The organism is Pseudomonas sp. GW821-FHT05D12, from assembly GCF_059419825.1.
Window position 1 is genome coordinate 22,014 of sequence record NZ_JBWKSN010000009.1, and the last position, 24,692, is coordinate 46,705.

At 61.7% G+C, this 24,692-nt stretch carries 21 protein-coding genes; 16 read left to right on the plus strand and 5 right to left on the minus strand.

Going from position 1 to position 24,692, the window contains the following annotated elements:
• Window positions 1–14: 14 nt before the first annotated feature.
• Window positions 15–656 (plus strand): LysE family translocator, encoded by a 642-nt coding sequence (locus AC07SI_RS17765; RefSeq protein WP_495006202.1) that lies wholly within the window; start codon window positions 15–17, stop codon window positions 654–656.
• Here the strand turns inward: AC07SI_RS17765 and AC07SI_RS17770 are convergent.
• Together AC07SI_RS17770 and uraH are read right to left on the minus strand one after the other, a co-directional pair.
• Window positions 637–5,829 (minus strand): dermonecrotic toxin domain-containing protein, encoded by a 5,193-nt coding sequence (locus AC07SI_RS17770; protein WP_495006203.1) that lies wholly within the window; start codon window positions 5,827–5,829, stop codon window positions 637–639. The genes AC07SI_RS17765 and AC07SI_RS17770 overlap by 20 nt on opposite strands.
• Window positions 5,830–5,984: 155 nt before the next feature.
• Window positions 5,985–6,338, minus strand: coding sequence for a hydroxyisourate hydrolase (gene uraH / locus AC07SI_RS17775; RefSeq protein ID WP_495006204.1), 354 nt, complete (start codon window positions 6,336–6,338; stop codon window positions 5,985–5,987).
• Between the two features lie 379 nt (window positions 6,339–6,717).
• Between uraH and puuE the strand changes: the two genes are divergently transcribed.
• The 8 genes from puuE (at window position 6,718) to AC07SI_RS17815 (ending at window position 13,976) form a co-directional block, all read left to right on the plus strand.
• A complete protein-coding gene (gene puuE, locus AC07SI_RS17780; protein ID WP_495006205.1) occupies window positions 6,718–7,644 on the plus strand; it encodes an allantoinase PuuE in 927 nt (308 codons plus the stop codon).
• The gene (gene uraD / locus AC07SI_RS17785; protein ID WP_065903423.1) at window positions 7,641–8,156 is read left to right on the plus strand and encodes a 2-oxo-4-hydroxy-4-carboxy-5-ureidoimidazoline decarboxylase; all 516 of its coding nucleotides are present in this window, start codon (window positions 7,641–7,643) and stop codon (window positions 8,154–8,156) included. The genes puuE and uraD overlap by 4 nt, the downstream gene beginning before the upstream one ends.
• Before the next feature lie 81 nt (window positions 8,157–8,237).
• Window positions 8,238–9,233, plus strand: coding sequence for an allantoicase (gene alc / locus AC07SI_RS17790; protein ID WP_120449303.1), 996 nt, complete (start codon window positions 8,238–8,240; stop codon window positions 9,231–9,233).
• Window positions 9,234–9,370: 137 nt separating this feature from the next.
• Window positions 9,371–9,874: an ureidoglycolate lyase gene (locus tag AC07SI_RS17795; protein ID WP_027603915.1), complete on the plus strand. Its 504-nt coding sequence runs from the start codon at window positions 9,371–9,373 to the stop codon at window positions 9,872–9,874.
• Window positions 9,875–9,925: 51 nt separating this feature from the next.
• Window positions 9,926–11,233 (plus strand): urate hydroxylase PuuD, encoded by a 1,308-nt coding sequence (locus AC07SI_RS17800; RefSeq protein WP_065903429.1) that lies wholly within the window; start codon window positions 9,926–9,928, stop codon window positions 11,231–11,233.
• Between the two features lie 177 nt (window positions 11,234–11,410).
• Complete coding sequence (locus AC07SI_RS17805; RefSeq protein ID WP_065903433.1) at window positions 11,411–12,754, plus strand: nucleobase:cation symporter-2 family protein; 1,344 nt, start codon at window positions 11,411–11,413, stop codon at window positions 12,752–12,754.
• A gap of 44 nt (window positions 12,755–12,798) precedes the next feature.
• Complete coding sequence (locus AC07SI_RS17810; RefSeq protein ID WP_141697272.1) at window positions 12,799–13,167, plus strand: hypothetical protein; 369 nt, start codon at window positions 12,799–12,801, stop codon at window positions 13,165–13,167.
• Window positions 13,168–13,190: 23 nt separating this feature from the next.
• Window positions 13,191–13,976, plus strand: coding sequence for an outer membrane protein OmpK (locus tag AC07SI_RS17815; RefSeq protein ID WP_065903436.1), 786 nt, complete (start codon window positions 13,191–13,193; stop codon window positions 13,974–13,976).
• Window positions 13,977–14,086: 110 nt separating this feature from the next.
• Here the strand turns inward: AC07SI_RS17815 and AC07SI_RS17820 are convergent, their stop codons facing one another.
• The gene (locus AC07SI_RS17820; protein ID WP_495006206.1) at window positions 14,087–15,235 is read right to left on the minus strand and encodes a patatin-like phospholipase family protein; all 1,149 of its coding nucleotides are present in this window, start codon (window positions 15,233–15,235) and stop codon (window positions 14,087–14,089) included.
• 84 nt (window positions 15,236–15,319) lie between these two features.
• Window positions 15,320–16,252, minus strand: coding sequence for a lipid A biosynthesis lauroyl acyltransferase (locus AC07SI_RS17825; protein ID WP_065903442.1), 933 nt, complete (start codon window positions 16,250–16,252; stop codon window positions 15,320–15,322).
• Window positions 16,253–16,370: 118 nt separating this feature from the next.
• On the opposite strand from AC07SI_RS17825, the gene minC reads away from it, so the two are divergent.
• From minC to AC07SI_RS17860, 7 genes are all read left to right on the plus strand, one after another.
• Window positions 16,371–17,108 (plus strand): septum site-determining protein MinC, encoded by a 738-nt coding sequence (gene minC / locus AC07SI_RS17830; protein ID WP_065903444.1) that lies wholly within the window; start codon window positions 16,371–16,373, stop codon window positions 17,106–17,108.
• Between the two features lie 201 nt (window positions 17,109–17,309).
• Window positions 17,310–18,122, plus strand: a complete 813-nt coding sequence (gene minD, locus AC07SI_RS17835; RefSeq protein WP_003175251.1) for a septum site-determining protein MinD — start codon at window positions 17,310–17,312, stop codon at window positions 18,120–18,122.
• A 3-nt stretch (window positions 18,123–18,125) separates the two neighbouring features.
• Window positions 18,126–18,380: a cell division topological specificity factor MinE gene (gene minE, locus AC07SI_RS17840; RefSeq protein ID WP_003175252.1), complete on the plus strand. Its 255-nt coding sequence runs from the start codon at window positions 18,126–18,128 to the stop codon at window positions 18,378–18,380.
• Window positions 18,381–18,475: 95 nt separating this feature from the next.
• Window positions 18,476–19,111, plus strand: coding sequence for an RluA family pseudouridine synthase (locus tag AC07SI_RS17845; RefSeq protein WP_065903447.1), 636 nt, complete (start codon window positions 18,476–18,478; stop codon window positions 19,109–19,111).
• A gap of 1,013 nt (window positions 19,112–20,124) precedes the next feature.
• Window positions 20,125–21,414, plus strand: coding sequence for a M18 family aminopeptidase (locus tag AC07SI_RS17850; protein WP_065903452.1), 1,290 nt, complete (start codon window positions 20,125–20,127; stop codon window positions 21,412–21,414).
• A gap of 219 nt (window positions 21,415–21,633) precedes the next feature.
• Window positions 21,634–21,801 (plus strand): hypothetical protein, encoded by a 168-nt coding sequence (locus tag AC07SI_RS17855; protein ID WP_162946051.1) that lies wholly within the window; start codon window positions 21,634–21,636, stop codon window positions 21,799–21,801.
• A 72-nt stretch (window positions 21,802–21,873) separates the two neighbouring features.
• The gene (locus tag AC07SI_RS17860; protein WP_065903455.1) at window positions 21,874–24,042 is read left to right on the plus strand and encodes a mechanosensitive ion channel family protein; all 2,169 of its coding nucleotides are present in this window, start codon (window positions 21,874–21,876) and stop codon (window positions 24,040–24,042) included.
• 392 nt (window positions 24,043–24,434) lie between these two features.
• Here AC07SI_RS17860 and AC07SI_RS17865 read toward each other — a convergent pair whose 3' ends face one another.
• Window positions 24,435–24,656 carry an MbtH family protein gene (locus tag AC07SI_RS17865; RefSeq protein WP_065903458.1) on the minus strand — a complete coding sequence of 74 codons (222 nt, stop codon included), beginning with the start codon at window positions 24,654–24,656 and terminating at the stop codon, window positions 24,435–24,437.
• Window positions 24,657–24,692: the final 36 nt, after the last annotated feature.

Consider the following 24,692-nt stretch of genomic DNA (forward strand, 5'->3'; position numbering starts at 1 on the left):
AAAAGGAGCATGCAATGAGTCTGGAAACCTGGCTGCTGTTCAGTGGCGCTGCACTGGTAGTGATCCTGATCCCGGGGCCGCTGTCGTTGCTGATGATCAGCAACAGCCTGAACTACGGCCTGCGTCGCTCATACCCGGCGTTTCTCGGCGGGGTGATCGCCTCGATCTGCCTGTTGAGCGCGTCGGCCCTGGGCCTGGGCGCATTGCTGCTCGCGTCGGAAAACCTGTTCAGCGCACTGAAGATTGTCGGCACGCTGTACCTGTTCTATCTCGCCTGGCAGAGCTGGCAGCAATCACGCCAGCCATCCCAGGGCGCGACAGTGCCGCAGGCTGCGCCGGTGCCGCGCTTTCGCGCGCTGTTCGGGCGCGCTTTTGTGCTGGGGGCCAGCAACCCCAAGGACATCCTGTTTTTCGCCGCCTTTTTGCCGCAGTTCCTGAGCAGCCAGCAACCTTTCCTGCCGCAGTTGCTGATCATGATCGCCACCTGGACCCTGCTCGACCTGCTGTGCAAGCTGGCCTACGGCCTCGGCGCCCATGGTGCTGCGCGGTACCTGCGCAGTGGCAGCGGTCAAAGCTGGTTCAACCGCGTCAGCGCCGCCCTGTTCGGCAGTGCCGGCGTGGCTTCGCTGATCAAGGCTAGAATGGTTTCACTTTGACGAAATAAACCGTTGGCGGCAGATTGCCCTGGCTGGGCCATTGAATGCCGGTGACGATCGGAACGAGGCGCTGCTCCCTCATGGCGCTTCGGACCATGGCAGCCACGACTGAATCCTGATGCGCGTTGATGGCCGTATTCACCCAGCCATCAGTCAGGCGCATATTCAACTGAACGCTCCCTCGCTCAAGCCACTGATAGGTCATGTAATACAGCTGGCTTGAACGTGGATGCGTCGCCACCAGTTCATGCATCGGAACATGCCCTCGCCTTACCTGCCATTCGTGAAGGCTGAAACCCTGCTGCTCGAGCACTGACCTGACAGCCGCGCGTTGGGCGGTTCTTCTCTCAATCGCCAACGACATGTCACCGGACCGCAGCCGCGCATCCAACGCCACAGGGGGCCTGAAGTCGACACGCGTAAAGCCTGGGGTCTTGCCTTCGTAACCAATGAACACTGACGTCGGCTTCCTTTGCACAGGCCGCAGCATCCTCAGCAAATCATCCGTCTGACCGGGCCTCACCGGATTGGGGGTCATCCAATCGTCCAACGTCGCCCGCAGGTTGAGCAAATGGCTGGCCGTTGCCGAGCGAGAGGAGTCCGAAAGCTCAAGCACCCGGGCCACTGCAAACTTACGGCTGTGACGCGTCAGCCCTGGGAACGCCCTGCCGACCTCTGCCTCCGGCGGCCCAGTGAACAGAGGGGCATGGAGCTGCCACTCACCGGTTGCGGTACGCGTCGCCGGCAGCGGTTGCTCACCCAGCGCGGTGGTGGTCCATCGCTCAATGTCCACGCTGACCCTTGAAACCAGTGGCTCGTGTTTGCCGATAAACACGAACTCGCTCAGCGGCGCGTGATCGCCTTGGTGGAGCAACCGGTAATAACCCGCCGCCGATTGTGTGGGCGTGTCATAGCGGCGGCCCACGTAAATGAGGTCATAGGGAAATCCTGGCGGTTCCAGCGGCACATGGAACACCCCTGAAGCTACGGAAGCCAGCGACTGCGCGTCAGGTGCGGGTGCACGCCAACTGAACCAGTGACCGGCCGGTGCGGATGACTGGCGGATCCGGTTGTGCGTGGCGATGCGCACGCTGGGCGGGCGCCAACTCGGCGGCTGCACCGCTTGCCACGGACTGAGTAGCGCGGAACTCGGACCGGCCATGGGCGCATCCGCCCCCAGCAGCCATTCCTTGGGCGAATAAATCGTCAGGATCAGCTCATCCGTTCCCGGCGCGTCGCTGTTTTTCAGGCGGAAAAACGCTTCGCCCTCACGGCGGTAAACCGGGTAATGGTGCGTGTCTTCCACCAAGAAGTGCTCGCCGCGCCGCACGTAGAGACCCTTTTCCCCGGGCCCCTGCAACACGACCGCGTTTTGCGGCCTGCCCGGGGCGCGAAACCGTTCCAGGGGCTTGAGCCGCGCGACTGCCGGGGACGATCGTGGCAGGTTGAGGGGCCGACCAAACTGCGCGAGGGTTGAACGATGGATCCGTCCCAGGCTTGCACCTATCGACCGCGTCATCGGGCGAACCACCGCGCCCGCCTTCACCTTTGGGCCGGGCACAAAGCTCAGCAACAGGTCTATCGCCAAAAATACCGAGCCAAACGCCACGTCCACCGCAACCCGAGGATCACCCGTGCGGTGATAGTGTCGCGCGGTCAGCAATAGCTCATACAACTGGTTACCCAAGCCAAAAAACGGCAGGACAATCGACAGCAAGGCCCGCCCTCGGCTATCCGCCTCGGCCTCCAGGCGCTGCTCGCGGTAGGTCTCCAGACTTTTGCGCGACTGACTGCCGGCCTGTGCCTGACGGTGCAGATCAATTGCCCTCGCCTGATACAGGAGCGCCCTGGCATCACTGTGTGAGGTGGGCACCAAGGCTAGCCAGTGCTGCGGGTCACTGGCGATCTGCTCGAGGATCTGTTTTTCAATGTCCTCGACCCGTGCAGTGGGCACCAGGTGTTTGACGGAGAACGAGCGAACAAACTCGACGCCGCGCCAGAACCCATTCACCAGGGCGTAGTCAGGGCGCAAGTCGGCGGGGTCGAAGGACGTCGCGTGTGTTTGCCCGGGATGCGCGTTGATGGCTTCGAACGCCCAGCCGGGTGCAATGTGCCGTGCCAGTGCGCTGACGTGATCAGGCGATGCCCAGTGACGGTTCAGGTGTTCCTGGGCCGCTTGCAGGTTGGCGTGCTCACTGAGGCTCATGCCATCCGGCGCGGCGGGCCAGTAAACCACGCAACGTTGGGAAAGCCGGTCATGAATCACCAGGATGCCCGCGCAATAACGATCATGCTGCAGGGTATGGGCCACCAGATGCACGATGTACAGCTGCAATTGATCGCCATGTTCCAGCAAATCCTGAGGAATGCGTGCGTTCATGGCGGTGTTGAAAAAGCGCTGCGCCTCCAGCGTCAACCCGCGTCGAACCGCCGAATACAGATCTGCGTCCGCACCTGCCCGCAAGACGCGCCTCAAGAGTTGTGGCACACGCATGTCGGTACCGGGCGAATAAAACACACTGTCGATCAACGCCGCATAGCGCCCGCCGATATCCAGCGAGAACACCATATTGATCAAGTAGTCCGCGTTCAGTTGCTGCTTCCATGCGGGTTTGAGGTACTCGGCGTACTTGAAACGCCACCACGTGGGCATCATCTGCGGGTCGAGGTTATGCAGCGCCAACTGCAGCAGGCTGAACCGCGAACGCTCCGGGCTGGGCGTCAGGACTTCCTTGCGATCGCCCACCGTACAGCTGCTTTCCCAACCACAGACCTTGCCGTCGACGTGGTCGGGCATGTCGATAAACGGTGTGTCGATGTCCACTTGCGGGAACAGGCCGTCCTCGCGTAAACGCGCAATCAACCGTTCACGGGCATAGGTGTGCAGATCCGGCAGCCGCTGTTTAAGGTGCTCTTCAAACGCCAGCATGCTGCCCAGGGAGTGGCGCAGCAGGTGCTTGAAGCGTTTGCGCTGCGCCACGCTCGACTCGCCCAGCCAGGACGGCAGTTTTTTCTTCGCGCTCGCAGCTTTGCGCACCAGCGCCACATGCACCTGCGCCTGGATCAGCGCATCGCTGACCGGCGCATGCAGATGCTGCTCCAGTTCGACCGCCAGCAGCAGGCGGCTCAAGGCAATATCCGCGGTTTCACTGAATACACGGGCGCCGCCATCGAGGCCGCGCTGCAGGGACAGGTAACCCTTGAGCAGCCGCTTGAGCGCCAGCAGCACGGGGTTACCCTCGATGATTTGATAACGCACCGCGAGGGTTTGGTCGGCAGCCTGCTCACGCACACTTTGGCGTTTGGGTCGCTCGACGTAGCGCCCCAGCACCGATTCATCTCGGCTGCCAAGGCTGGCATTGATCCCCACGGATAATGCGCCAAGGCTGTCAAATACCGTCACGCCGCCGTCTCGCCCGAACGCACACAGCACCACCGGTTCGCGCCGCTCGGGATCACTGAGCGCCGCCTTGCGGGTCACCGCAAACAGGCTGTGCAACGGAGAATCGGTATCGGGTCCAGCCCCCACCAGAACCGACAGCACGCAGGCCTCGCTGTCTGCCCGCTTGCTGGCCAGCGGCGTATCCAGCACTTCGAGCAGCAGGTCGCGGTGGGCTGTGCGGACCAACTTGAGTCGGTGCTGCAACTCGATTTCGCCACGCAGCCAATCGGTCCAGAGTTGGAGGACAGAGGACAGGCGATGGTGTTCACCGTCGGGTTTTGCCTTCCAGAACGCCACGTCGAACAGCTGCAGTTGCGCCCCCTGCACCAGCGCGGACAGGGTGTCCGCGGTAGCCTTGAGTTGCGCGTCAAGCGTCACGAAATCCCGCAAGGCTTGGGTGTCTTCCACAGGATCCTGCGGGTTCAGCAGTTTCATCAGGCCTTTTTCGTAGCGCTTGACTTGGTGCAGCGCAGTGTCCATCGCCAGCCACGGCGCCGTACTGGCGAAAATGATCTCGTGACGCCGTCGATGCCGGTCCCAGGCCTGCAATGGCTGGCGCATACTCCCCAACCGTGGCGTGCCCACCCAATGTGTTCGGCCGCGCTCGACGTCGGCGAGATAGCGGCCGGCGTCGGTCACTGGAGGCTGTCGCGCACCGGCAAAGACCTGCGCCAGGTTGATCGACACCGCGCACGCCAACTCATTTTCCCATTGGCTCTCCAGCATCGCCTGGGCGCTGAGCACAAACACATCGCTCTTCAACGCTGAACCTTGCCACACCGCTGCGGCGGTCATTTGCGCCGGGCACACCGGGTGCCGACGCCGCAAGGGCAGGCACTGCCACAGCTCATCCAGTGACGTCCCCTGGATCAGCGCCACCAGGCCGCACTGCAATTGGCTGAATGAGCGGTACTCGTAATAGTTGCGCGTCAACCCTGGCAGGTACATCACGTGCGGCGACTGCGCAGGGTCATCCGCGCGATGAATATGCAGCGCACCGGGGATGGGCATCAGCCGCGGGCCTACACCCGGCCACATCAACTGGCTGACCTTGAGGCTGGCCCACGGCTCACCCGCGCGTTGCCGCGCCTGCGCCGTCGGCGCATCCACCAGCGCCTGGACCATGGCCCGCCCTGCACTCGATAACTCGTCCAGTTGCCAGGCCACAAAAGCCTGGTCGGCGAACGCCTGCTGGTGCAACTGGGTCCAGCGCTCCTGGCGCGTCAGCCACGATCCCGGCACCAGCGCCTGCCAATAGTCGCTGTATGCCTGGGCAAGCCGCCCAAACAGGTTCAGGGCAATCACCCGCTGCAACGCCTCCAGCGGGGTAAACGGCAGAACGCGGGCGGGATCGTCCTTGAGGCTCAGGGTGGTGTAATGGTTGAGATTGATCGGCACCGAAGGCAGCACCAACAGGCGCAGCGTGCGGTCGGTCAGGCTCTCGACGTTTTGCGCGGCGGCAGGCGGCTTGGGCTCGGTAAGCAGCAGCTTGTCCGGGTCCAGGTCAAAGGCCTTGCGCAACTCGGCGCGAATGACCCGCAAGACCCTGGGCGCTCCGAGGATCAGGCGCGAGCGTAATCTGGTTGATTCGGCACTGCGCAGATCAGCGGCTGCGAGCCAGTTGATCAGCAGGCTGGGATGGGGGCTGGCGTTGATCCGCCGCGTCAATTGAATACGCATCGCCTGCCATGCATCGTCGTCAGGCACATCGGAATCGTCAGGTAAGGTCACGGCGGTATCTGCGTCGAGGAAAACACCTAGCCTATGCAGCACCCGCCCTGATAGGGCGCTAGATAATTGAACGCGCCCCGGGCAAAAAAAAGCCCGCAGTGTGGGCGGGCGAAAAACCAACGAAGAGCTTTGGGGGTGTGAAGCGAGGTGACGACTCAGCTACCGCGATAGGTGGAGTAGCTGTAAGGCGAAATCAGCAGGGGCACGTGGTAGTGATCCTGTTCGGCACTGATGCCAAAACGCAGCACCACCACATCGAGGAACGCAGGCTGTGGCAATTGCACGCCGCGGGCGCGGTAATAATCGCCGGCGCTGAATTGCAATTGGTAGACGCCACTGCGGTAATCCTCCCCTTGCAGCAGCGGCGCGTCGCAGCGACCGTCGCTGTTGGTCACGGCCGTGGCGACCAGCTCCAGTTGCGCGCCTTTGACGCGGTACAGCTCAACCTGGATGGCGCTGCCTGGGCAGCCGTGGGCTGCGTCCAGTACGTGTGTGGTCAGTCGTCCCATGGGTTGGGGCTCCCTTGCGTTGAGTGAAATAAGCCGCCCCCTTATGGGGCATGAAAAGTCGCGATTGAGCTGATTAAGACACTTTTAATAAAAATTGTACACAATAAAAATCACAAAGTTTCTGACACCCCTACTGGCACACGCCCCAAGCTCAAAAACTCAACACCCCTTGCTTTTAAACGACCTTTTATCCATTTACTGACCAACCGGGCAAGTTTCTTGCAGTGTTAAGCTGCGGCAACCGTCGAGAAAAAATGCGGAAATACAGGCTTACAAAGTGACCATCAAGTTGTATACAATCAGCCCATCGCTGTGACGCCACCCAGTCTTTCCGCTGGCCGCCACACACTTGCTACCACGAACAAGAAGGAAGACTGCAGTGAGCGCTGACTACCCACGCGACCTGATCGGTTACGGCAGTAACCCTCCTCACCCCCACTGGCCGGGCAAGGCGCGCATCGCTTTGTCGTTCGTACTCAACTACGAAGAAGGCGGCGAGCGCAACATTTTGCACGGCGACAAAGAGTCCGAAGCCTTCCTTTCGGAAATGGTCTCGGCCCAGCCGCTGCAGGGCGAACGCAACATGAGCATGGAGTCGCTGTACGAGTACGGCAGCCGTGCCGGCGTGTGGCGCATCCTCAAGCTGTTCAAGCAATTCGATATCCCGCTGACCATCTTCGCCGTGGCCATGGCCGCCCAGCGCCACCCGGATGTGATCCGCGCGATGGTCGAGGCCGGCCACGAGATCTGCAGCCACGGCTATCGCTGGATCGACTACCAGTACATGGACGAGGCCCAGGAGCGCGAGCACATGCTCGAAGCCATCCGCATCCTCACCGAACTGACCGGCGAACGCCCACTGGGCTGGTACACCGGGCGCACCGGCCCCAACACCCGGCGACTGGTGATGGAGGAAGGCGGCTTCCTGTATGACTGCGACACCTACGACGACGACCTGCCCTACTGGGAACCCAACAACCCGACCGGCAAGCCGCACCTGGTGATCCCCTACACCCTGGACACCAACGACATGCGCTTTACCCAGGTGCAGGGTTTCAACAAGGGCGATGACTTTTTCGAGTACCTCAAGGATGCCTTCGACGTGCTGTACGCCGAGGGCGCCGAGGCGCCGAAAATGCTTTCGATCGGCCTGCACTGCCGCCTGATCGGCCGCCCGGCGCGCCTGGCTGCGTTGAAGCGCTTTATCGAATACGCCAAAGGCCACGAACAGGTGTGGTTCACCCGCCGCGTCGATATCGCCCGTCACTGGCAAGCAACCCACCCGTACACGGGAGCTGCGAAATGACTGCGTTTAAGACATTGAAACCCTCGACCTTGAGCCGCGACGCCTTCGTCGCAGCCTTTGCCGACATCTACGAACATTCGCCATGGGTGGCCGAAAAGGCCTACGACCTGGGCCAGGACACCTCGATCGACCAGATCGAAACCCTGCACCAGCGCATGAGCGACATCCTGTTGAGCGCCGATCATGCCAGCCAACTGGCGCTGATCAACGCTCACCCGGACCTGGCCGGCAAAGCCGCCGTCCAGGGCCAACTGACCGAAGCCAGCACCAATGAACAGGCTGGCGCCGGTATTCACCAATGCACGGCCGAAGAGTTCTCGCGCTTCACCGAGCTGAACGACGCCTACAAGGCCAAGTTCAAGTTTCCCTTCATCATGGCGGTAAAAGGCAGCAACCGGCATCAGATCCTCGCCGCGTTCGAAACGCGCATCCACAACTCGGTGGACACCGAGTTCAAGTGCGCGCTGGACGAGATCAACAAGATCGCGTTGTTCCGATTACTGACTCTTTAAGCAGACCTGGCCCGAGCGGTTCATGAACGCCCAGGGCCTGGCGAGCATCCCAAGCCACTCTATTTAAGGCAGACAAGAAGAATGAAAGCTTACGCCGTACCTTTCGAGAAGTTCGTCAACCTGGCCGACGCCCGCCTGGGCACCAAGATCATCTCCGTCACCGATGACTGGTTCGCCGACGCCAACCGCCTGTTCCAGCCGACCCCGGCCGTGTGGAAGGAGGGCGTTTTCGATGACAACGGCAAGTGGATGGACGGCTGGGAGTCGCGCCGCAAGCGCTTCGAAGGCTACGACAGCGCGGTGATCCGCCTGGGCGTACCGGGCTCGATCAAGGGCGTGGACATCGACACTTCATTCTTCACCGGCAACTACCCGCCATCGGCCTCGCTGGAAGCCTGCTTCCTGGCCTCGGGCGAGCCGGATGACAATACCCAGTGGGTGGAAGTGCTGTCGGCCGTCGAGCTGCAGGGCAACAGCCACCACTACCACGAAATCAGCAACGACCAGGCGTTCAGCCACCTGCGCTTCAACATCTACCCGGATGGCGGCGTGGCCCGCCTGCGTGTGTACGGCGTGCCGTTCCGCGACTGGTCCGCAATCGGCGACAACGAACAGGTCGACCTGGCTGCCGCGTTGAATGGCGGTCGCGCCCTGGCGTGCTCCGATGAACACTTCGGCCGCATGAGCAACATCCTCAACCCGGGCCGTGGCATCAACATGGGCGACGGCTGGGAAACCGCACGTCGTCGCACGCCAGGCAATGACTGGGTGATCGTCGCGCTGGGTCACCCGGGCGAGATCGAGAAGATTATCGTCGACACCCTGCACTTCAAGGGCAACTACCCGGACACCTGCTCGATCCAGGGCGCCTTCGTGAAGGGCGGCACCGACAGCCAGATCGAAACCCAATCGCTGTTCTGGCGCGAACTGCTGCCGGCACAGAAACTGGAAATGCACGCCGAACACACCTTCGCCGAACAGATCAAGGCACTGGGCCCGATTACCCACATCCGCCTGAACGTGTTCCCGGATGGCGGTGTGAGCCGCCTGCGCGTTCTCGGCAAGGTCGCGAAGTAACACCCGATCGTTCCCACGCTCCGCGTGGGAACGCATTCCGTGACGCTCTGCGTCACAAGAGCGGACGCAGAGCGTCCGGGGCGGTGTTCCCACGCAGAGCGTGGGAACGATCCATAGACAAGATTAAGAAGACAGCCATGCGCACACTGATGATCGAACCCCTGACCAAAGAAGCCTTCGCCCCTTTCGGAGACGTTATCGAAACCGATGGCAGCGATCACTTCATGATCAACAACGGGTCGACCATGCGCTTTCACAAGCTGGCAACGGTAGAAACCGCGCAGCCTGAAGACAACGCGATCATCAGCATCTTCCGCGCCGACGCGCTGGATATGCCGCTGACCGTGTGCATGCTGGAGAGACACCCGCTGGGCAGCCAGGCTTTCATCCCGCTGCTCGGCAACCCCTTTCTGATCGTGGTCGCGCCACTTGGCGATGCACCTGTATCAGGCTTGGTCCGCGCCTTCGTCACCAACGGCAGGCAGGGCATCAATTACCATCGCGGCGTCTGGCACCACCCGGTGCTGACGATCGAAAAGCGGGATGACTTCCTGGTGGTTGATCGCAGTGGCACAGGCAATAACTGCGATGAGCATTTCTTCAAAGAGGATGAGCGATTGATCCTCGCCCCCCACCAATAAGAGAAGGCCGGATCACCCGACAACAAGGGTGACAGGCGAGAGGTAAAGACTGTGGAAGCACATCTGTTGGAATGGCTGAACCTTAGCGTGCGCTGGGTTCACATGATCACTGGCGTCGCCTGGATCGGCGCTTCGTTCTACTTCGTCTGGCTGGAAAACAACCTCAACCGCGTCAACCCCAAGGACGGCCTGGCCGGTGACTTGTGGGCGATCCACGGTGGCGGTATCTACCACCTGGAAAAATACAAACTGGCCCCGCCGACCATGCCGGACAACCTGCACTGGTTCAAATGGGAAGCCTATTTCACCTGGATGTCAGGCATCGCGCTGCTGTGCGTGGTGTTCTACTCCAACCCGACCTTGTACCTGCTGGCCCCGGGCAGCAGCCTCAGTGGTCCGGAAGGCGTGCTGCTGGGCATCGGCTCACTGTTCGTCGGCTGGTTCATCTACTCCTTCCTCTGCGACTCGGCCCTGGGCAAGCGCCCTGCCCTGCTCGGCTTCATTCTGTTCGTGCTGTTGATTGCCGCCGCGTACGGCTTCAGCAAAGTGTTCAGTGGCCGTGGCGCGTACCTGCACGTGGGCGCCGTGATCGGCACCATCATGGTCGGTAACGTGTTCCGCATCATCATGCCGGCGCAACGCGCGCTGGTGGCGGCAATCGCCGAGAACCGCACGCCGGATCCGGCCCTGCCGGCCAAAGGCTTGCTGCGTTCACGCCACAACAACTACTTCACCCTGCCCGTGCTGTTCATCATGATCAGCAACCACTTCCCGAGCACCTACGGCAGCCAGTACAACTGGCTGATCCTGGCCGGGATCGCGGTGGCGGCAGTGCTGGTGCGGCATTACTTCAACACCCGCCACAACAGCCAGAAGTACGCGTGGACCTTGCCGGTGGGCGCCTTGGCGATGATTTGCCTGGCGTATGTGACCGGGCCCAAGCCCGTTGCGACCGCTCCGGACGTGGCCAAGGCACCGGCGGCGATCGAGTACCAGCCGCTGCCGGAAACCGCCTTGGGCGGTGGCTTGAAGCCCGCAGCCCCTGCCGCGCCAGCCGCGCCAGCCGCAGAACCTGCACCTGCGCCGGCCCAGGCGACGATTGATTTCGACAAGGTGCACGGGGTGATCCAGGAACGCTGCGCCGTGTGCCATTCGGCCAAGCCCACCAGCCCACTGTTCAGCACCGCGCCGGCCGGGGTGATGTTCGATACCCCGGCGCAGATCCAGCAGCAGGCGGCACGCATTCAAGCGCAAGCCGTGGCGAGCCAGATCATGCCGCTGGGCAACATCACCCAGATGACCCAGCAGGAGCGTGACTTGATTGGCACATGGATCAATCAGGGGGCGCGTACCAACTGACAGCCTGACGCAGGTCCAAATGTGGGAGCGGGCTTGCTCGCGAATGCGGTGTGTCATCCAACACATCAGTGGCTGAACCACCGCATTCGCGAGCAAGCCCGCTCCCACAGGGGATTTGCTGAGTTTCGAAGATTGCGTTCCAAACAACACAAAAATAAAAAAGATCCGAGGTGTTGCATGTCCCAGTTAGAACCGCAGATCCCTGCCGCGCCCGCGATGGAGCGGCTGCCCCTCTTGCAACTGATTCTGGTAGGCCTGCAACACGTCTTGCTGATGTACGGTGGCGCCGTCGCCGTCCCCCTGATCATTGGCCAGGCCGCCGGCCTGAGCCGTGAAGAAATCGCCTTTCTGATCAACGCCGACCTGCTGGTGGCCGGTATCGCCACCCTCGTGCAGTCGTTCGGCATCGGCCCGGTGGGCATTCGCATGCCGGTGATGATGGGCGCCAGTTTCGCCGCCGTGGGCAGCATGGTCGCGATGGCCGGCATGCCCGGCATCGGTCTGCAGGGAATCTTCGGCGCGACCATCGCCGCCGGCTTCTTCGGCCTGTTAATCGCGCCGTTCATGTCCAAGGTCGTGCGTTTCTTCCCGCCGCTGGTGACCGGCACAGTGATCACCGCGATCGGCCTGTCGCTGTTTCCGGTGGCCGTGAACTGGGCCGGTGGCGGCAGTGCAGCGGCCACCTTCGGCTCGCCGATCTACCTGGCGATTGCCGCCCTGGTGCTGGCCACCATTTTGTTGATCAACCGCTTCATGCGCGGCTTCTGGGTCAATATCTCAGTGTTGATCGGCATGGGCCTGGGATACGCCTTGTGCGGCGCCATCGGCATGGTCGACCTCGCCGGCCTGGCCCAGGCGCCGTGGGTGCAAGTGGTGACGCCGCTGCATTTCGGCATGCCCAAGTTCGAGCTGGCGCCGATCCTGTCGATGTGCCTGGTGGTGGTGATCATTTTCGTCGAATCCACCGGGATGTTCCTCGCGCTGGGGAAGATCACCGGCCAGGACGTCACGCCGAAGATGCTGCGCCGCGGCCTGTTGTGTGATGCCGGCGCGTCATTCTTCGCCGGTTTCTTCAATACCTTTACCCACTCCTCGTTCGCGCAGAACATCGGCCTGGTGCAGATGACCGGCGTGCGTTGCCGCTCGGTGACCATGATGGCCGGCGCCTTCCTGATCGTACTCAGCCTGTTGCCCAAGGCCGCGTTCCTGGTGGCGTCGATTCCACCGGCGGTCCTCGGCGGCGCGGCGATTGCCATGTTCGGCATGGTCGCGGCCACCGGTATCAAGATCCTCCAGGAAGCCGACATTGCCGACCGCCGCAACCAGTTGCTGGTGGCGGTGAGCATCGGCATGGGCCTGATCCCGGTGGTGCGCCCGGAGTTCTTCGCGCAACTGCCACTGTGGATGAGCCCGATTACCCACAGCGGGATCGCCATGGCCACCCTCAGCGCGTTGTCGCTGAACATATTGTTCAACATTCTCGGCGGGGCTGAACGCCCTGTCGTCGCCCACACGCATTGATTCCTTCGTTAAAACAACAATAACAACGAACAGGAAACAGTCCCATGCACGCCATTCACCCGGGGCCGGCCACCCGCCGTGCCCCATTCCTGCCCCATGCGCTCTGTAACGGCGCACTTGAGCCAAGGCTTTGGAGCCAGTATTCTCCGCGCCCGCTCGAATCGACTCAAAAAAAAACAGCCAATGTAAAAGCTGACTGCAAGGCCAACTTACCCCGGCCCAATGTCTGCTGCCAAAGTGCGCAAAAGTTCTCGATATTCGACTGCATCCGATGCAGCCGACGGGGATTTTTTGGCTTTTTAAACACCTTGGCGCAGCTCTTGCTAAAAGCATTAAAGCTGACCGAACAGACGATTTTTGCAGCGAACCAAAAGGCGCCACACCAGAGCGCCTGCGTAGAAGAAAAACCATAAAACTTTAACTCGGGAGCAACCGAATGAAACCTATGTTCAAAGGCCTGATGCTGGCGGGATCCCTGCTGGCCGGTGGCCAGGCCGTGGCCGGTGATCTGTTGCAGTGGCAGAACAACAGCCTGACTTACTTGTGGGGCAAGAGCTTTACCGTCAACCCGCAGATCCAACAAACCGTGACATTCGAACATGCCGACGCCTGGAAGTACGGCGACAACTTCTTCTTCCTCGATCGCATCTTTTACAACGGCAAGGAAGACGGCAATGTCGGCCCCAATACTTATTACGGTGAGTTCAGCCCGCGCCTGTCGTTTGGCAAGATTTTCGACAAGGACTTGTCATTCGGCCCGATCAAGGATGTCCTGCTGGCCTTCACTTATGAGTTCGGCGAAGGCGACAACGAGTCGTACTTGCTCGGCCCAGGCTTTGATTTGAATATCCCGGGTTTCGACTACTTCCAGTTGAACTTCTACCAGCGCCAGACCGAAGGCAATCGCCCGGGTGACGGCGTCTGGCAAATCACCCCGGTATGGTCGTACACCGTGCCGGTCGGCAACTCCGACATCCTCATCGACGGCTTCATGGATTGGGTGACGGACAACGACAAGAACGCGCGCGGCACTTACCACGCCAACCTGCACTTCAACCCACAGGTCAAATATGACCTGGGCAAGGCGCTGCACTGGGGCGACAAACAGTTGTACGTGGGTTTCGAATACGACTACTGGAAGAACAAGTACGGGATCGAGGATTCCGGCGCGTTCAAGACCAACCAGGACACCGCGAGCTTCCTGGTCAAGTATCACTTCTAAATAACACTGCAAAACAAATGTGGGAGCGGGCTTGCTCGCGAAGGCGGTGGATCAGTCAGCGATTCGGTGGCTGACACACCGCTATCGCAGGCAAGCCAGCTGCCACATTTTTAGACCGCTGACAGGCCTAAGAACCTCGACAGTTCCTCGCGCTTGGCCAACGCATCCTTCCTGCCCAACTCAATCAACTCGCTGCAGTACCCCGCCTCGAACAGCAGGTAGCTCAACACCCCCGCCCCGCTCGTCTTGGTCGCCCCCGGCCCGCGCAGGAACAGGCGCAGCGCCGCCGGCAATTCCTGCCGATGACGTGCTGCGATTTCATCGATCGGCTGGCTGGGTGCAATCACCAGCACTTCAACCGGGGCCAGGCCCTGTATCGCGGCATCCGCCGGCAACACGTGGCTGAACTGGTTCAAGCGCTCCAGCAGTTCGATATCACTTTCCAGGCTGTCAATGAACGTGCTGTTGAGCATATGCCCGCCAATCTGCGCCAACGTCGGCTCCTGGCCGGTGTAGGTGCGCTGCGTCGACGGCTCGTTGCCCCGCGGGTTGCCACTGACGCCGACCACCAGCACTCGGCTGGCGCCCAGGTGCAAGGCCGGGCTGATCGGCGCCGATTGCCGTACGGCGCCGTCACCAAAATACTCCTGGTCGAGTTTCACCGGCGCAAACAACAAGGGGATCGCCGAACTGGCCAGCAGGTGTTCAACCGTCAGTTGCGTCGGCACGCCGATACGCCGATGGCGCAACCACGCGTCGATGGTGCCGCCGCCCTGGTAGAAGGTCACGGCCTGCCCGGATTCGTAGCCGAACGCCGTCACCGCGACCGCATGCAAATGCTGGTGGCGGATGGCTTCGTCGATGCCGTCCAGATTCAACCGCTCCTGCAGCAAATCGCGCAGCGGCGCGCTATTGAGCAACGCCACCGGCACCTGGGCGCCGATGCCCAGCAGGCTGTGGATAAAGAACCGGCTCGCCTGGCGAATCACCCCCGGCCAGTCGCTGCGTAACACCCGATGGCTGCGAAAGCCCTGCCAGAACACGGTAAGACGTTGGACTGCGGCGGTGAAGTCCATGGCGCCACTGGCCAGGCTCACCGCATTGATCGCGCCGGCAGAGGTGCCGACGATCACCGGAAAAGGGTTCGGCGCTCCCGGCGGCAACAGCTCGGCAATCGCCGCCAATACCCCCACCTGATACGCCGCTCGCGCCCCGCCGCCGGAAAGAATCAAGCCTGTAACCGGTTCAGCTGGGCGCATCGCATCACTCCGTGTGGGGAAAGCTCGTTCTTTGTGGCGAGGGCGCTTGCTCCCGGAGGACTGCACAGCCGCCACACGCTCTTATCAACGACGTTTTTCGTACAGTTTAGGCTCACCGGGTGGCCGGCTCTTGAAGCGGCGATGGGTCCACAGGTATTGCTCGGGGCATTCTCGTACCGAGGCTTCGACCCACTGATTGATCCGCAGGCAATCGACTTCATCGCTTTCGCCGGGGAAGTCGGTCAACGGCGGGTGGATCACCAGGCGGTAACCGCTGCCGTCCGCCAGGCGCTCCTGGGTGAACGGCACCACCAGCGCCTTGCCCAGGCGGGCAAACTTGCTGGTGGCGGTCACCGTGGCGGCCTGGATGCCGAACAACGGCACGAACACGCTTTGCTTGGCGCCGTAGTCCTGGTCCGGTGCGTACCAGATGGCGCGGCCGGCGCGCAGCAGCTTGAGCATGCCGCGCACGTCTTCACGCTCGACCGCCAGCGAATCGAGGTTGTGGCGCTCGCGACCACGGCGCTGGATGTAGTCGAACAACGGGTTGCCGTGCTCGCGGTACATGCCATCAATGGTGTGTTTCTGCCCCAGCAGGGCCGCGCCGATTTCCAGCGTAGTGAAATGCAGGGCCATGAGGATCACGCCCTTGCCATCCAGCTGGGCCTGCTTGAGGTGTTCAAGGCCTTCGACGTGGGCCAGGCGCGCCAGGCGCTGACGCGACCACCACCAGCTCATGGCCATTTCAAAGAAGGCGATGCCGGTGGAGGCGAAGTTTTCCTTGAGCAGGCGCTTACGCTCCTTGGCGGATTTTTCCGGGAAGCACAGTTCCAGGTTTCGCGCGGCGATACGCCGACGTTCACCGGCCACCCGGTACATGCCCGCTCCCAGCAGGCGACCAATGGTCAGCAGCGCGCGGTACGGCAATTGGGTGACCAGCCACAGCAGGCCGAGTCCCAGCCATAACAGCCAAAAACGCGGGTGAAAAAATACAGCTCGAAAACGCGGGCGATCCATTACAGATTCCGGTAAAGACAGGGCCGCGCATTCTACAACGGTTCGACTCGGCTTGCGGCCAGTGAGTGTTCTCGTTATAAGTCTCGACACTTTTCGTGACAAGCCGCTTTTGCCGACCATGAGCCAAACCGAACCGCTAGACCAAGATCCCGTGTTCCAGCTGAAAGGCAGCATGCTCGCCATCACCGTGCTGGAACTCGCCCGCAACGACCTCGACGCCCTGGATCGCCAGCTCGCCGCCAAGGTCGCCCTGGCGCCGAACTTCTTCAACAATGCCCCGCTGGTGCTGGCCCTGGACAAATTGCCGGCCGGCCAAGGCTCGATCGACCTGCCCGGCCTGATGCGTGTGTGCCGCTCCCATGGCCTGCGTACCCTGGCGATTCGCGCCAGCCGTATCGAAGACATCGCCGCCGCCATCGCCATTGAACTGCCAGTACTGCCGCCATCCGGCGCGCGCGAGCGTCCGCTTGAACCTTTGGTCGGCGAAGTGAAGAAAAAACCGGAAAAACCTCCGGAGCCTACGATCAAGCCTACAAAGATCATCACCTCGCCCGTACGCGGCGGGCAGCAAATTTACGCCCAGGGTGGCGACCTGGTGGTGATCTCCTCGGTCAGTCCGGGGGCGGAACTTCTCGCCGATGGCAATATCCATGTATACGGCCCGATGCGCGGACGTGCCCTCGCCGGCATCAAGGGTGATACCAAAGCACGTATTTTTTGCCAGCAGTTGACTGCTGAACTAGTGTCCATCGCAGGCCAGTACAAGGTTTCAGAAGATTTGCGCCGTGATCCGCTGTGGGGGGCCGGGGTGCAGGTCAGCCTGTCGGGCGATGTGTTGAACATCATCCGTCTTTAACGGATACTGCCGCATTTTCCAAGCATCTCTAGACTCTGATAGCACAGCGAAACCGGCAAGACTTGCGTAGGAATAATTGAAAGTTGGCGTTTCCCCTACGGAAACCACATCTTTTTCCTACTAGGGCTGCCCGCCTGCAGCGAGTTCCAAGAGATGTTTTTCAGGGACTGAAAAGTCCTTTTTCCTTAGGGGTGAAACACCTTGGCCAAGATTCTCGTGGTTACATCCGGCAAGGGTGGTGTGGGTAAGACCACCACCAGCGCCGCTATCGGTACCGGCCTCGCTCTGCGCGGCCACAAGACAGTTATCGTCGACTTCGACGTCGGTTTGCGTAACCTCGACCTGATCATGGGCTGCGAACGCCGCGTGGTGTACGACTTCGTCAACGTGGTGAACGGCGAAGCCAACCTGCAACAGGCCCTGATCAAGGACAAGCGCCTTGAGAACCTGTACGTGCTGGCCGCCAGCCAGACCCGTGACAAGGATGCACTGACCAAAGAAGGCGTGGGCAAAGTCCTCGCCGAGCTGAAAGAAACCTTCGAATACGTGGTGTGTGATTCGCCGGCGGGTATCGAAACCGGCGCTCACCTGGCGATGTACTTTGCCGATGAAGCCATCGTGGTGACCAACCCGGAAGTGTCCTCGGTACGTGACTCGGACCGCATGCTCGGCCTTCTGGCCAGCAAATCCAAGCGCGCCGAGGAAGGCCAGGACCCGATCAAGGAACACCTGCTGCTGACCCGCTACAACCCTGAGCGCGTCAGCAATGGCGAAATGCTTGGCGTTGAAGACGTCAAGGAAATCCTCGCCGTGACCCTGCTGGGCGTGATCCCGGAATCCCAGGCGGTGCTCAAGGCATCCAACCAGGGCGTGCCGGTGATTCTCGACGACCAGAGCGACGCCGGCCAGGCGTACAGCGATGCCGTCGATCGCTTGCTGGGCAAGACCGTGGAACATCGCTTCCTCGATGTCAAGAAGAAGGGATTCTTCGAGCGTATCTTTGGAGGCAACTAAACAATGAAATTTCTCGACTTCTTTCGCGCCAACAAAAAGCCAAGTACCGCGTCGGTAGCGAAAGAGCGTCTACAGATCATCGTGGCGCACGAACGCGGCCAACGCAGCACTCCGGATTACCTGCCGGCCTTGCAGAAGGAACTGGTCGAGGTGATCCGCAAGTACGTCAATATCGGTAACGATGACGTGCATGTCGCCCTGGAAAATGACGGCAGCTGCTCGATTCTGGAACTCAATATCACCCTGCCTGATCGTTGATCGAACAGGCGGCCGCCACGGCGGCTCGTTCACCCTGACCCGTTTTACGGGCCGGGTGGGCGAGCCGCCGTTGGCGTTTGTTACGAGGCTGTTTAATGCCGCTGTCCACTATTCATATCCTGCACCAGGACGACGCTGTCCTGGTGGTGAACAAGCCGACCCTGCTGCTCTCGGTGCCTGGCCGCGCCGATGACAACAAGGACTGCCTGATCACGCGCCTGCAGGAAAACGGCTACCCCGAGGCCCGCATTGTCCACCGCCTGGACTGGGAAACCTCGGGCATCATCCTGCTCGCCCGGGACGCCGATACGCACCGCGAACTGTCCCGTCAGTTTCACGACCGCGAAACCGAAAAGGCCTACACCGCCCTCGCATGGGGCCAGCCGGAACTGGACAGCGGCAGCATCGACCTGCCGCTGCGCTACGACCCGCCGACCAAGCCACGCCACGTGGTCGACCACGAATTCGGCAAACACGCGCTGACCTTCTGGAAGGTGCTGGAGCGCTGCGGCGACTGGTGCCGCGTCGAACTGACGCCGATCACCGGGCGTTCGCATCAGTTGCGCGTGCACATGCTGTCGATCGGGCATCCATTGCTTGGGGATGGGCTCTACGCCCACGAACAAGCCCTGGCCGCCTGGCCACGCCTGTGCCTGCACGCCAGCATGTTGAGCTTCACCCATCCGCAAAGCGGCGAACGCGTACGCTTCGAGTGCCCTGCACCTTTCTAAGCTGCACACACGCTCAAATGTGAGAGCTGTCGAGCTTTAGCGAGGCTGCGCAGGCGGTGGCACTGATAGCCCCTCTGTGCCTGACACACCGCCTTCGCGGCCTCGCTGGGGCTCGACGGCTCCCACAAGGGGGGCGGCTGTGTGGCTGGGATTGAGCAGGCACCGGGTTTCGCTGATTGCAGTTTCTGCAGAGTGTCGCTGGGTGAGCTGGATCCCAGCGACCGCTAGGTTTCGCTATGTGGCTGAGATTCCAGCCACCACACCGCCCAACTGTGGGAGATGTCGAGCTTTAGCGAGGCTGCGAAGGCGGTGGCACTGATAGCTCCTCTGTGCCTGACACACCGCCTTCGCGGCCTCGCTGGGGCTCGACGGCTCCCACAGGGGGGGGCGGCTGTGTGGCTGGGATTTGAGCAAGCACCGGGTTTCGCTATGTGGTTGAAATTTCAGCTACAACACCGGTCAACTGTGGGAGATGTCGAGCTTTAGCGAGGCTGCGAAGGCGGCGGCACTGATTAGCCCTTCTGCGCCTGATACACCGCCTTCGCGGCCTCGCTGGGGCTCGACGGCTCCCACAGGGGGGCGGCTGTGTGGCTGGGATTTGAGCAGGAGCCGGGTTTGCTATGTGGTTGAAATTTCAGCTACAACACCGGTCAACTGTGGGAGTTGTCGAGCTTTAGCGAGGCTGCGAAGGCGGTGGTACTGACAGTCCTTCTGTGCCTGACACACCGCCTTCGCGGCCTCGCTGGGGCTCGACGGCTCCCACAGGGGGGGCGGCTGTGTGGCTGGGATTGAGCAAGAACCGGGCGGCTGAGACTCCAGCCACCACACCGTCTAAATGTGGGAGCTGGCTTGCCTGCGATGGCGGTGTGTCAGCCTCAAATCTTTCACTGACAGACAGCCATCGCAGGCAAGCCAGCTCCCACAGTGGTTCTGTGTGATGTTCAAGAAGGCAGCTTCACTTCAAATGTGTAGCCAATACGGTAAACTTCGCGCATTGCTGTCTGGAGCTATTTATGCGCGAAGCGTTGAATCAAGGCCTGATCGACTTCCTCAAGGCCTCCCCTACTCCTTTTCATGCCACCGCCGCCCTGGCCCAGCGCCTCGAAGCCGCCGGCTACCAGCGTCTCGACGAGCGCGAAACCTGGACCACCGAAGCCAACGGTCGCTACTACGTGACCCGCAACGACTCCTCGATCATCGCCTTCAAGCTCGGCCGCCACTCGCCGCTGCTGGGCGGCATCCGCCTGGTCGGCGCCCACACCGACAGCCCGTGCCTGCGCGTCAAGCCGCAGCCGGAACTGCAGCGCCAGGGTTTCTGGCAGTTGGGCGTCGAAGTCTACGGCGGCGCGCTGCTGGCGCCGTGGTTCGACCGTGACCTGTCCCTGGCGGGCCGTGTCACCTTCCGCCGTGACGGCAAGGTCGAAAGCCAGCTGATCGACTTCAAGCTCCCCATCGCCATCATTCCCAACCTGGCCATTCACCTGAACCGTGAAGCCAACCAGGGCTGGGCGATCAATGCGCAGACCGAGTTGCCACCGATCCTCGCCCAATTTGCCGGCGATGAGCGCGTGGACTTCCGCGCCGTGCTCACCGAGCAACTGGCCCGCGAACATGGGCTGAACGCCGACGTGGTGCTCGACTACGAGCTGAGCTTCTACGACACCCAGAGCGCCGCCGTGATCGGCCTGAATGGCGACTTCATCGCCGGCGCACGCCTGGACAACCTGTTGTCGTGCTACGCCGGCCTGCAAGCCTTGCTCACCAGCGAGACCGATGAAACCTGCGTGCTGGTGTGCAACGACCACGAAGAAGTCGGTTCCTGCTCGGCCTGCGGCGCCGATGGCCCGATGCTCGAACAGACCCTGCGACGCTTGTTGCCGGAAGGTGATGAATTCGTACGCACCATTCAGAAATCGCTGTTGGTGTCTGCGGACAATGCTCACGGCGTGCACCCCAACTACGCCGAAAAGCACGACGCCAACCACGGCCCCAAGCTCAACGCCGGCCCGGTGATCAAGGTCAACAGCAACCAGCGCTACGCCACCAACAGCGAAACCGCCGGGTTCTTCCGCCACCTGTGCATGGCCCAGGAAGTACCGGTGCAAAGCTTTGTGGTGCGCAGCGACATGGGCTGCGGCTCCACCATCGGCCCGATCACTGCCAGCCACCTGGGCGTGCGCACCGTGGACATCGGCCTGCCGACGTTTGCCATGCACTCCATCCGTGAACTGTGCGGCAGCCATGACCTGGCGCATCTGGTGAAGGTACTCGGCGCGTTCTACGCGAGCCGCGACCTGCCCTGATCTCGACAACTGACTGCGGTCAGAACTGTGGGAGCGGGCTTGCTCGCGAAGGCGGTGTGTCAGCCACTGAATCGGCTGACTGATGTATAGCCTTCGCGACCAAGCCCGCTCCCACATTCATTTCTGCACACACCTGATCTGTATCACCTGCATTTTCTGCAATCCGGCCTAGACTTGTCAGAATTCCCACTCTGACAAGGCCGTCGCCCGATGATCTCCATGTCCTCCTTCCACGCCATGCTTATCCCTATTGTGATCGGCATGATCATGCTCGCGGTCGGCTTCAACTTTCGTGACAAACCTGCCGGGGTGTTCGGCATGTGGGTGGGCATGCTGCTGATCCTGGGCACCGTGGTGTACAAGATCCTCGCCAAACTGGCCGAATGACAAATGCACTCGCATTGGGCATAGCGGCCTCGTACACTCGGTCAATTCGTCGTTTCCAAGGTTGACCGCCTCGTGCTTTCCCGTCTGTTCGCCCTGCCCTGTTACCTCCTGATCGCTCTGCTCACGCTGCTGCCGCTCGCGCCTGCCCAGGCCGTGAGCCTGCCCGGCCTGCTGGGCAGCACCAACAAGACCCAACCCCAGGCCGAAGTGCCGCTCGGCCAGTCCCTGGACGAGGTGATCAAGACCCTGGAAAACGACCAGCAACGCACCCAGTTGCTGAGCGACCTGAAGAAACTGCGCGAAGCCACGCAAAAGGCCCAGCCGGCCGCTGAACAAGGCGTGCTCGGGTTGATCGGCAGTACGCTGTCGGGCCTCGAGCAGCAGTTCTCCGGTGCCGACAGCCCGCTGGGACGCTGGTCCAATGAAGTCGACCTGGCCAAGGATGAACTCGGCGCGCTGATGCTGCCGGCCAGCGAATGGCTGCCGATCATTTTCGGCTTTGCCTTGATCCTGGCGGTGTGGAGCCTGCTCGCAGCCGCGCTGATCTGGCTGAGCCACCGCGTGCGTGAACGCTTCGGCCTGCCCGAGGAACTGCCGCAACACCCGCGCACCTGGGACATGCTGCGCTTTGCCCTGCGCAAACTGGGGCCGTGGCTGATCGCGCTGGTGATCACCGTGTACCTGAGCTACGCGCTGCCCTCGTCCCTGGGTAAATCCCTGGCGATGGTGCTGGCCTACGCGCTGGTGGTCGGCACGTGTTTCTCGGCGATCTGCGTCATCGCGTTTTCGGTGCTGGACGGCCCGCACCGTCACCGCGCGCTGTATATCCTGCGCCACCAGGCGTTTCGTCCGTTGTGGCTGATCGGCAGCTTTGCGGCCTTCGGCGAGGCGCTGAGCGACCCACGGATGATGCAGGCCCTGGGACAGCACCTGGCGCACACCGCCGCGACCGTGGCGAATGTGATGGCCGCGCTGTCTACCGGCGTGTTCATCCTGCGCTTTCGTCGTCCGATCGCCCATCTGATCCGCAACCAGCCGCTGTCCCGCCGCCTCACACGCCGCGCCCTCAGCGACACCATCGAAATCATCGGTTCGTTCTGGTACATCCCGGCCCTGCTGCTGGTGGGTATCTCGCTGTTCGCCACCTTCGTATCCGCCGGCGACACCAGTACCGCCCTGCGTCAGTCACTGTTGTGCACGGTGCTGCTGGTGTTGTGCATGGTGATCAACGGCCTGGTCCGCCGCCACGCCCTCAAGCCGCAACGCGGGCACAAGCGCCATGCGCTGTACTCCGAGCGCCTGAAAAGCTTCGTCTACACCCTGGCTCACCTGGTGGTGTGGCTGGTGTTTATCGAACTGGGCCTGCGGGTCTGGGGCCTGTCGCTGATCCGCTTTACCGAAGGCGACGGCCATGAAATCAGCGTCAAGCTGTTCGGCCTGGGCGGCACGCTGCTGTTTGCCTGGCTGATCTGGATCCTCAGCGACACCGCGATCCACCACGCCCTCACCCGCTCGCGCAAAGGCCTGGCGAATGCCCGCGCGCAGACGATGATGCCGCTGATCCGCAACGTGCTGTTCGTGACCATCTTCATCATCGCGGCCATCGTCGCGCTGGCGAACATGGGCATGAACGTCACGCCCCTGCTGGCCGGTGCCGGTGTGATCGGCCTGGCCATCGGTTTCGGTGCACAGTCGCTGGTGGCGGACTTGATCACCGGCCTGTTCATCATCATCGAAGACTCCCTGGCCATCGATGACTACGTGGATGTCGGCGGCCACCTCGGCACGGTCGAAGGCTTGACCATCCGTACCGTGCGCCTGCGCGATATCGACGGCATCGTGCACACCATCCCGTTCAGCGAGATCAAGAGCATCAAGAACTACTCGCGGGAGTTCGGCTACGCGATCTTCCGCGTGGCGATCCCCTACAACATGGAAATCGACGACGCGATCAAGCTGATGCGCGATGTCGGCCAGAAGATGCGCAACGACCCGCTGCAACGCCGCAATATCTGGTCGCCGCTGGAGATCCAGGGGGTGGAAAGCTTCGAATCCGGCAGCGCGATCCTGCGCGCGCGGTTCAAGACGGCACCGATCAAGCAATGGGAAGTGTCGCGGGCGTTCAACTTGTCGCTCAAACGTCATCTGGACGAAGCCGGCCTGGACCTGGCCACCCCGCGCTTGAGCGTGCAGGTGGTGACGGGGGCGTCGGGCGGGTTGGAGAAAGAGAAGAACGCGTGAGTGGGAAGGGCCTGTGGTGGCCCGGGGCCGTGTAGTGGTCTGGGTCTTGTTGGGGTGAATGGGGCTTGTTGTGGTGAGCGGAGCTTTTGTGGTGAGCGGGCTTGTTGTGGTGAGCGGGCTTGCCCCGCGTTGGGCTGCGTAGCGGCCCCCTCTCAAGAAACACTCAGTGCATCAGGTAAACCTCAGCGGCTGGTTTTGGGGCTGCTTCGCAGCCCAACGCGGGGCAAGCCCGCTCGCCACAACAGCCCTGCTCACCCCAACAGCCCTGCTCACCCCAACAAGCTTTGAGGCCACAGCCCCCTCAGACCACAGGAAACCCTCCAACCACAACCCCCCTCCAATGCCACAACAGGCCCGCATACCAAAACAACCGAGCCTGCTGCAGCGCGGGCTCAGGACAGCGCGGCGCCGTCCATCTTCTGGCGCAGGCTCAACGGACGCATGTCGGTCCAGGTTTCTTCGATGTAGGCCAGGCATTCTTTCTTCAGGCCGCTCTTGCCCACGGTGCGCCAGCCTTCTGGCACCGCCTTGTAGTCGGGCCAGATGGAATACTGTTCTTCATGGTTGACCACTACCTGAAACAGGATGTCGTCGCGGTCAAATACTGAGGTCATTGCTGTTCTCCATCGCTCAAAGACTGGCTGCGCACC

Coding starts and splice junctions, on each gene's coding strand:
- AC07SI_RS17865 (WP_065903458.1), bottom strand. CDS start 24,656: ATGACCTCAGTATTTGACCGCGACGACATCCTGTTTCAGGTAGTGGTC.
- uraH (WP_495006204.1), bottom strand. CDS start 6,338: ATGGGACGACTGACCACACACGTACTGGACGCAGCCCACGGCTGCCCA.
- AC07SI_RS17850 (WP_065903452.1), top strand. CDS start 20,125: ATGCGCGAAGCGTTGAATCAAGGCCTGATCGACTTCCTCAAGGCCTCC.
- AC07SI_RS17825 (WP_065903442.1), bottom strand. CDS start 16,252: ATGGATCGCCCGCGTTTTCGAGCTGTATTTTTTCACCCGCGTTTTTGG.
- uraD (WP_065903423.1), top strand. CDS start 7,641: ATGACTGCGTTTAAGACATTGAAACCCTCGACCTTGAGCCGCGACGCC.
- minE (WP_003175252.1), top strand. CDS start 18,126: ATGAAATTTCTCGACTTCTTTCGCGCCAACAAAAAGCCAAGTACCGCG.
- AC07SI_RS17805 (WP_065903433.1), top strand. CDS start 11,411: ATGTCCCAGTTAGAACCGCAGATCCCTGCCGCGCCCGCGATGGAGCGG.
- AC07SI_RS17765 (WP_495006202.1), top strand. CDS start 15: ATGAGTCTGGAAACCTGGCTGCTGTTCAGTGGCGCTGCACTGGTAGTG.
- AC07SI_RS17845 (WP_065903447.1), top strand. CDS start 18,476: ATGCCGCTGTCCACTATTCATATCCTGCACCAGGACGACGCTGTCCTG.
- alc (WP_120449303.1), top strand. CDS start 8,238: ATGAAAGCTTACGCCGTACCTTTCGAGAAGTTCGTCAACCTGGCCGAC.
- AC07SI_RS17855 (WP_162946051.1), top strand. CDS start 21,634: ATGTCCTCCTTCCACGCCATGCTTATCCCTATTGTGATCGGCATGATC.
- AC07SI_RS17815 (WP_065903436.1), top strand. CDS start 13,191: ATGAAACCTATGTTCAAAGGCCTGATGCTGGCGGGATCCCTGCTGGCC.
- minC (WP_065903444.1), top strand. CDS start 16,371: ATGAGCCAAACCGAACCGCTAGACCAAGATCCCGTGTTCCAGCTGAAA.
- AC07SI_RS17795 (WP_027603915.1), top strand. CDS start 9,371: ATGCGCACACTGATGATCGAACCCCTGACCAAAGAAGCCTTCGCCCCT.
- AC07SI_RS17820 (WP_495006206.1), bottom strand. CDS start 15,235: ATGCGCCCAGCTGAACCGGTTACAGGCTTGATTCTTTCCGGCGGCGGG.
- AC07SI_RS17810 (WP_141697272.1), top strand. CDS start 12,799: ATGCACGCCATTCACCCGGGGCCGGCCACCCGCCGTGCCCCATTCCTG.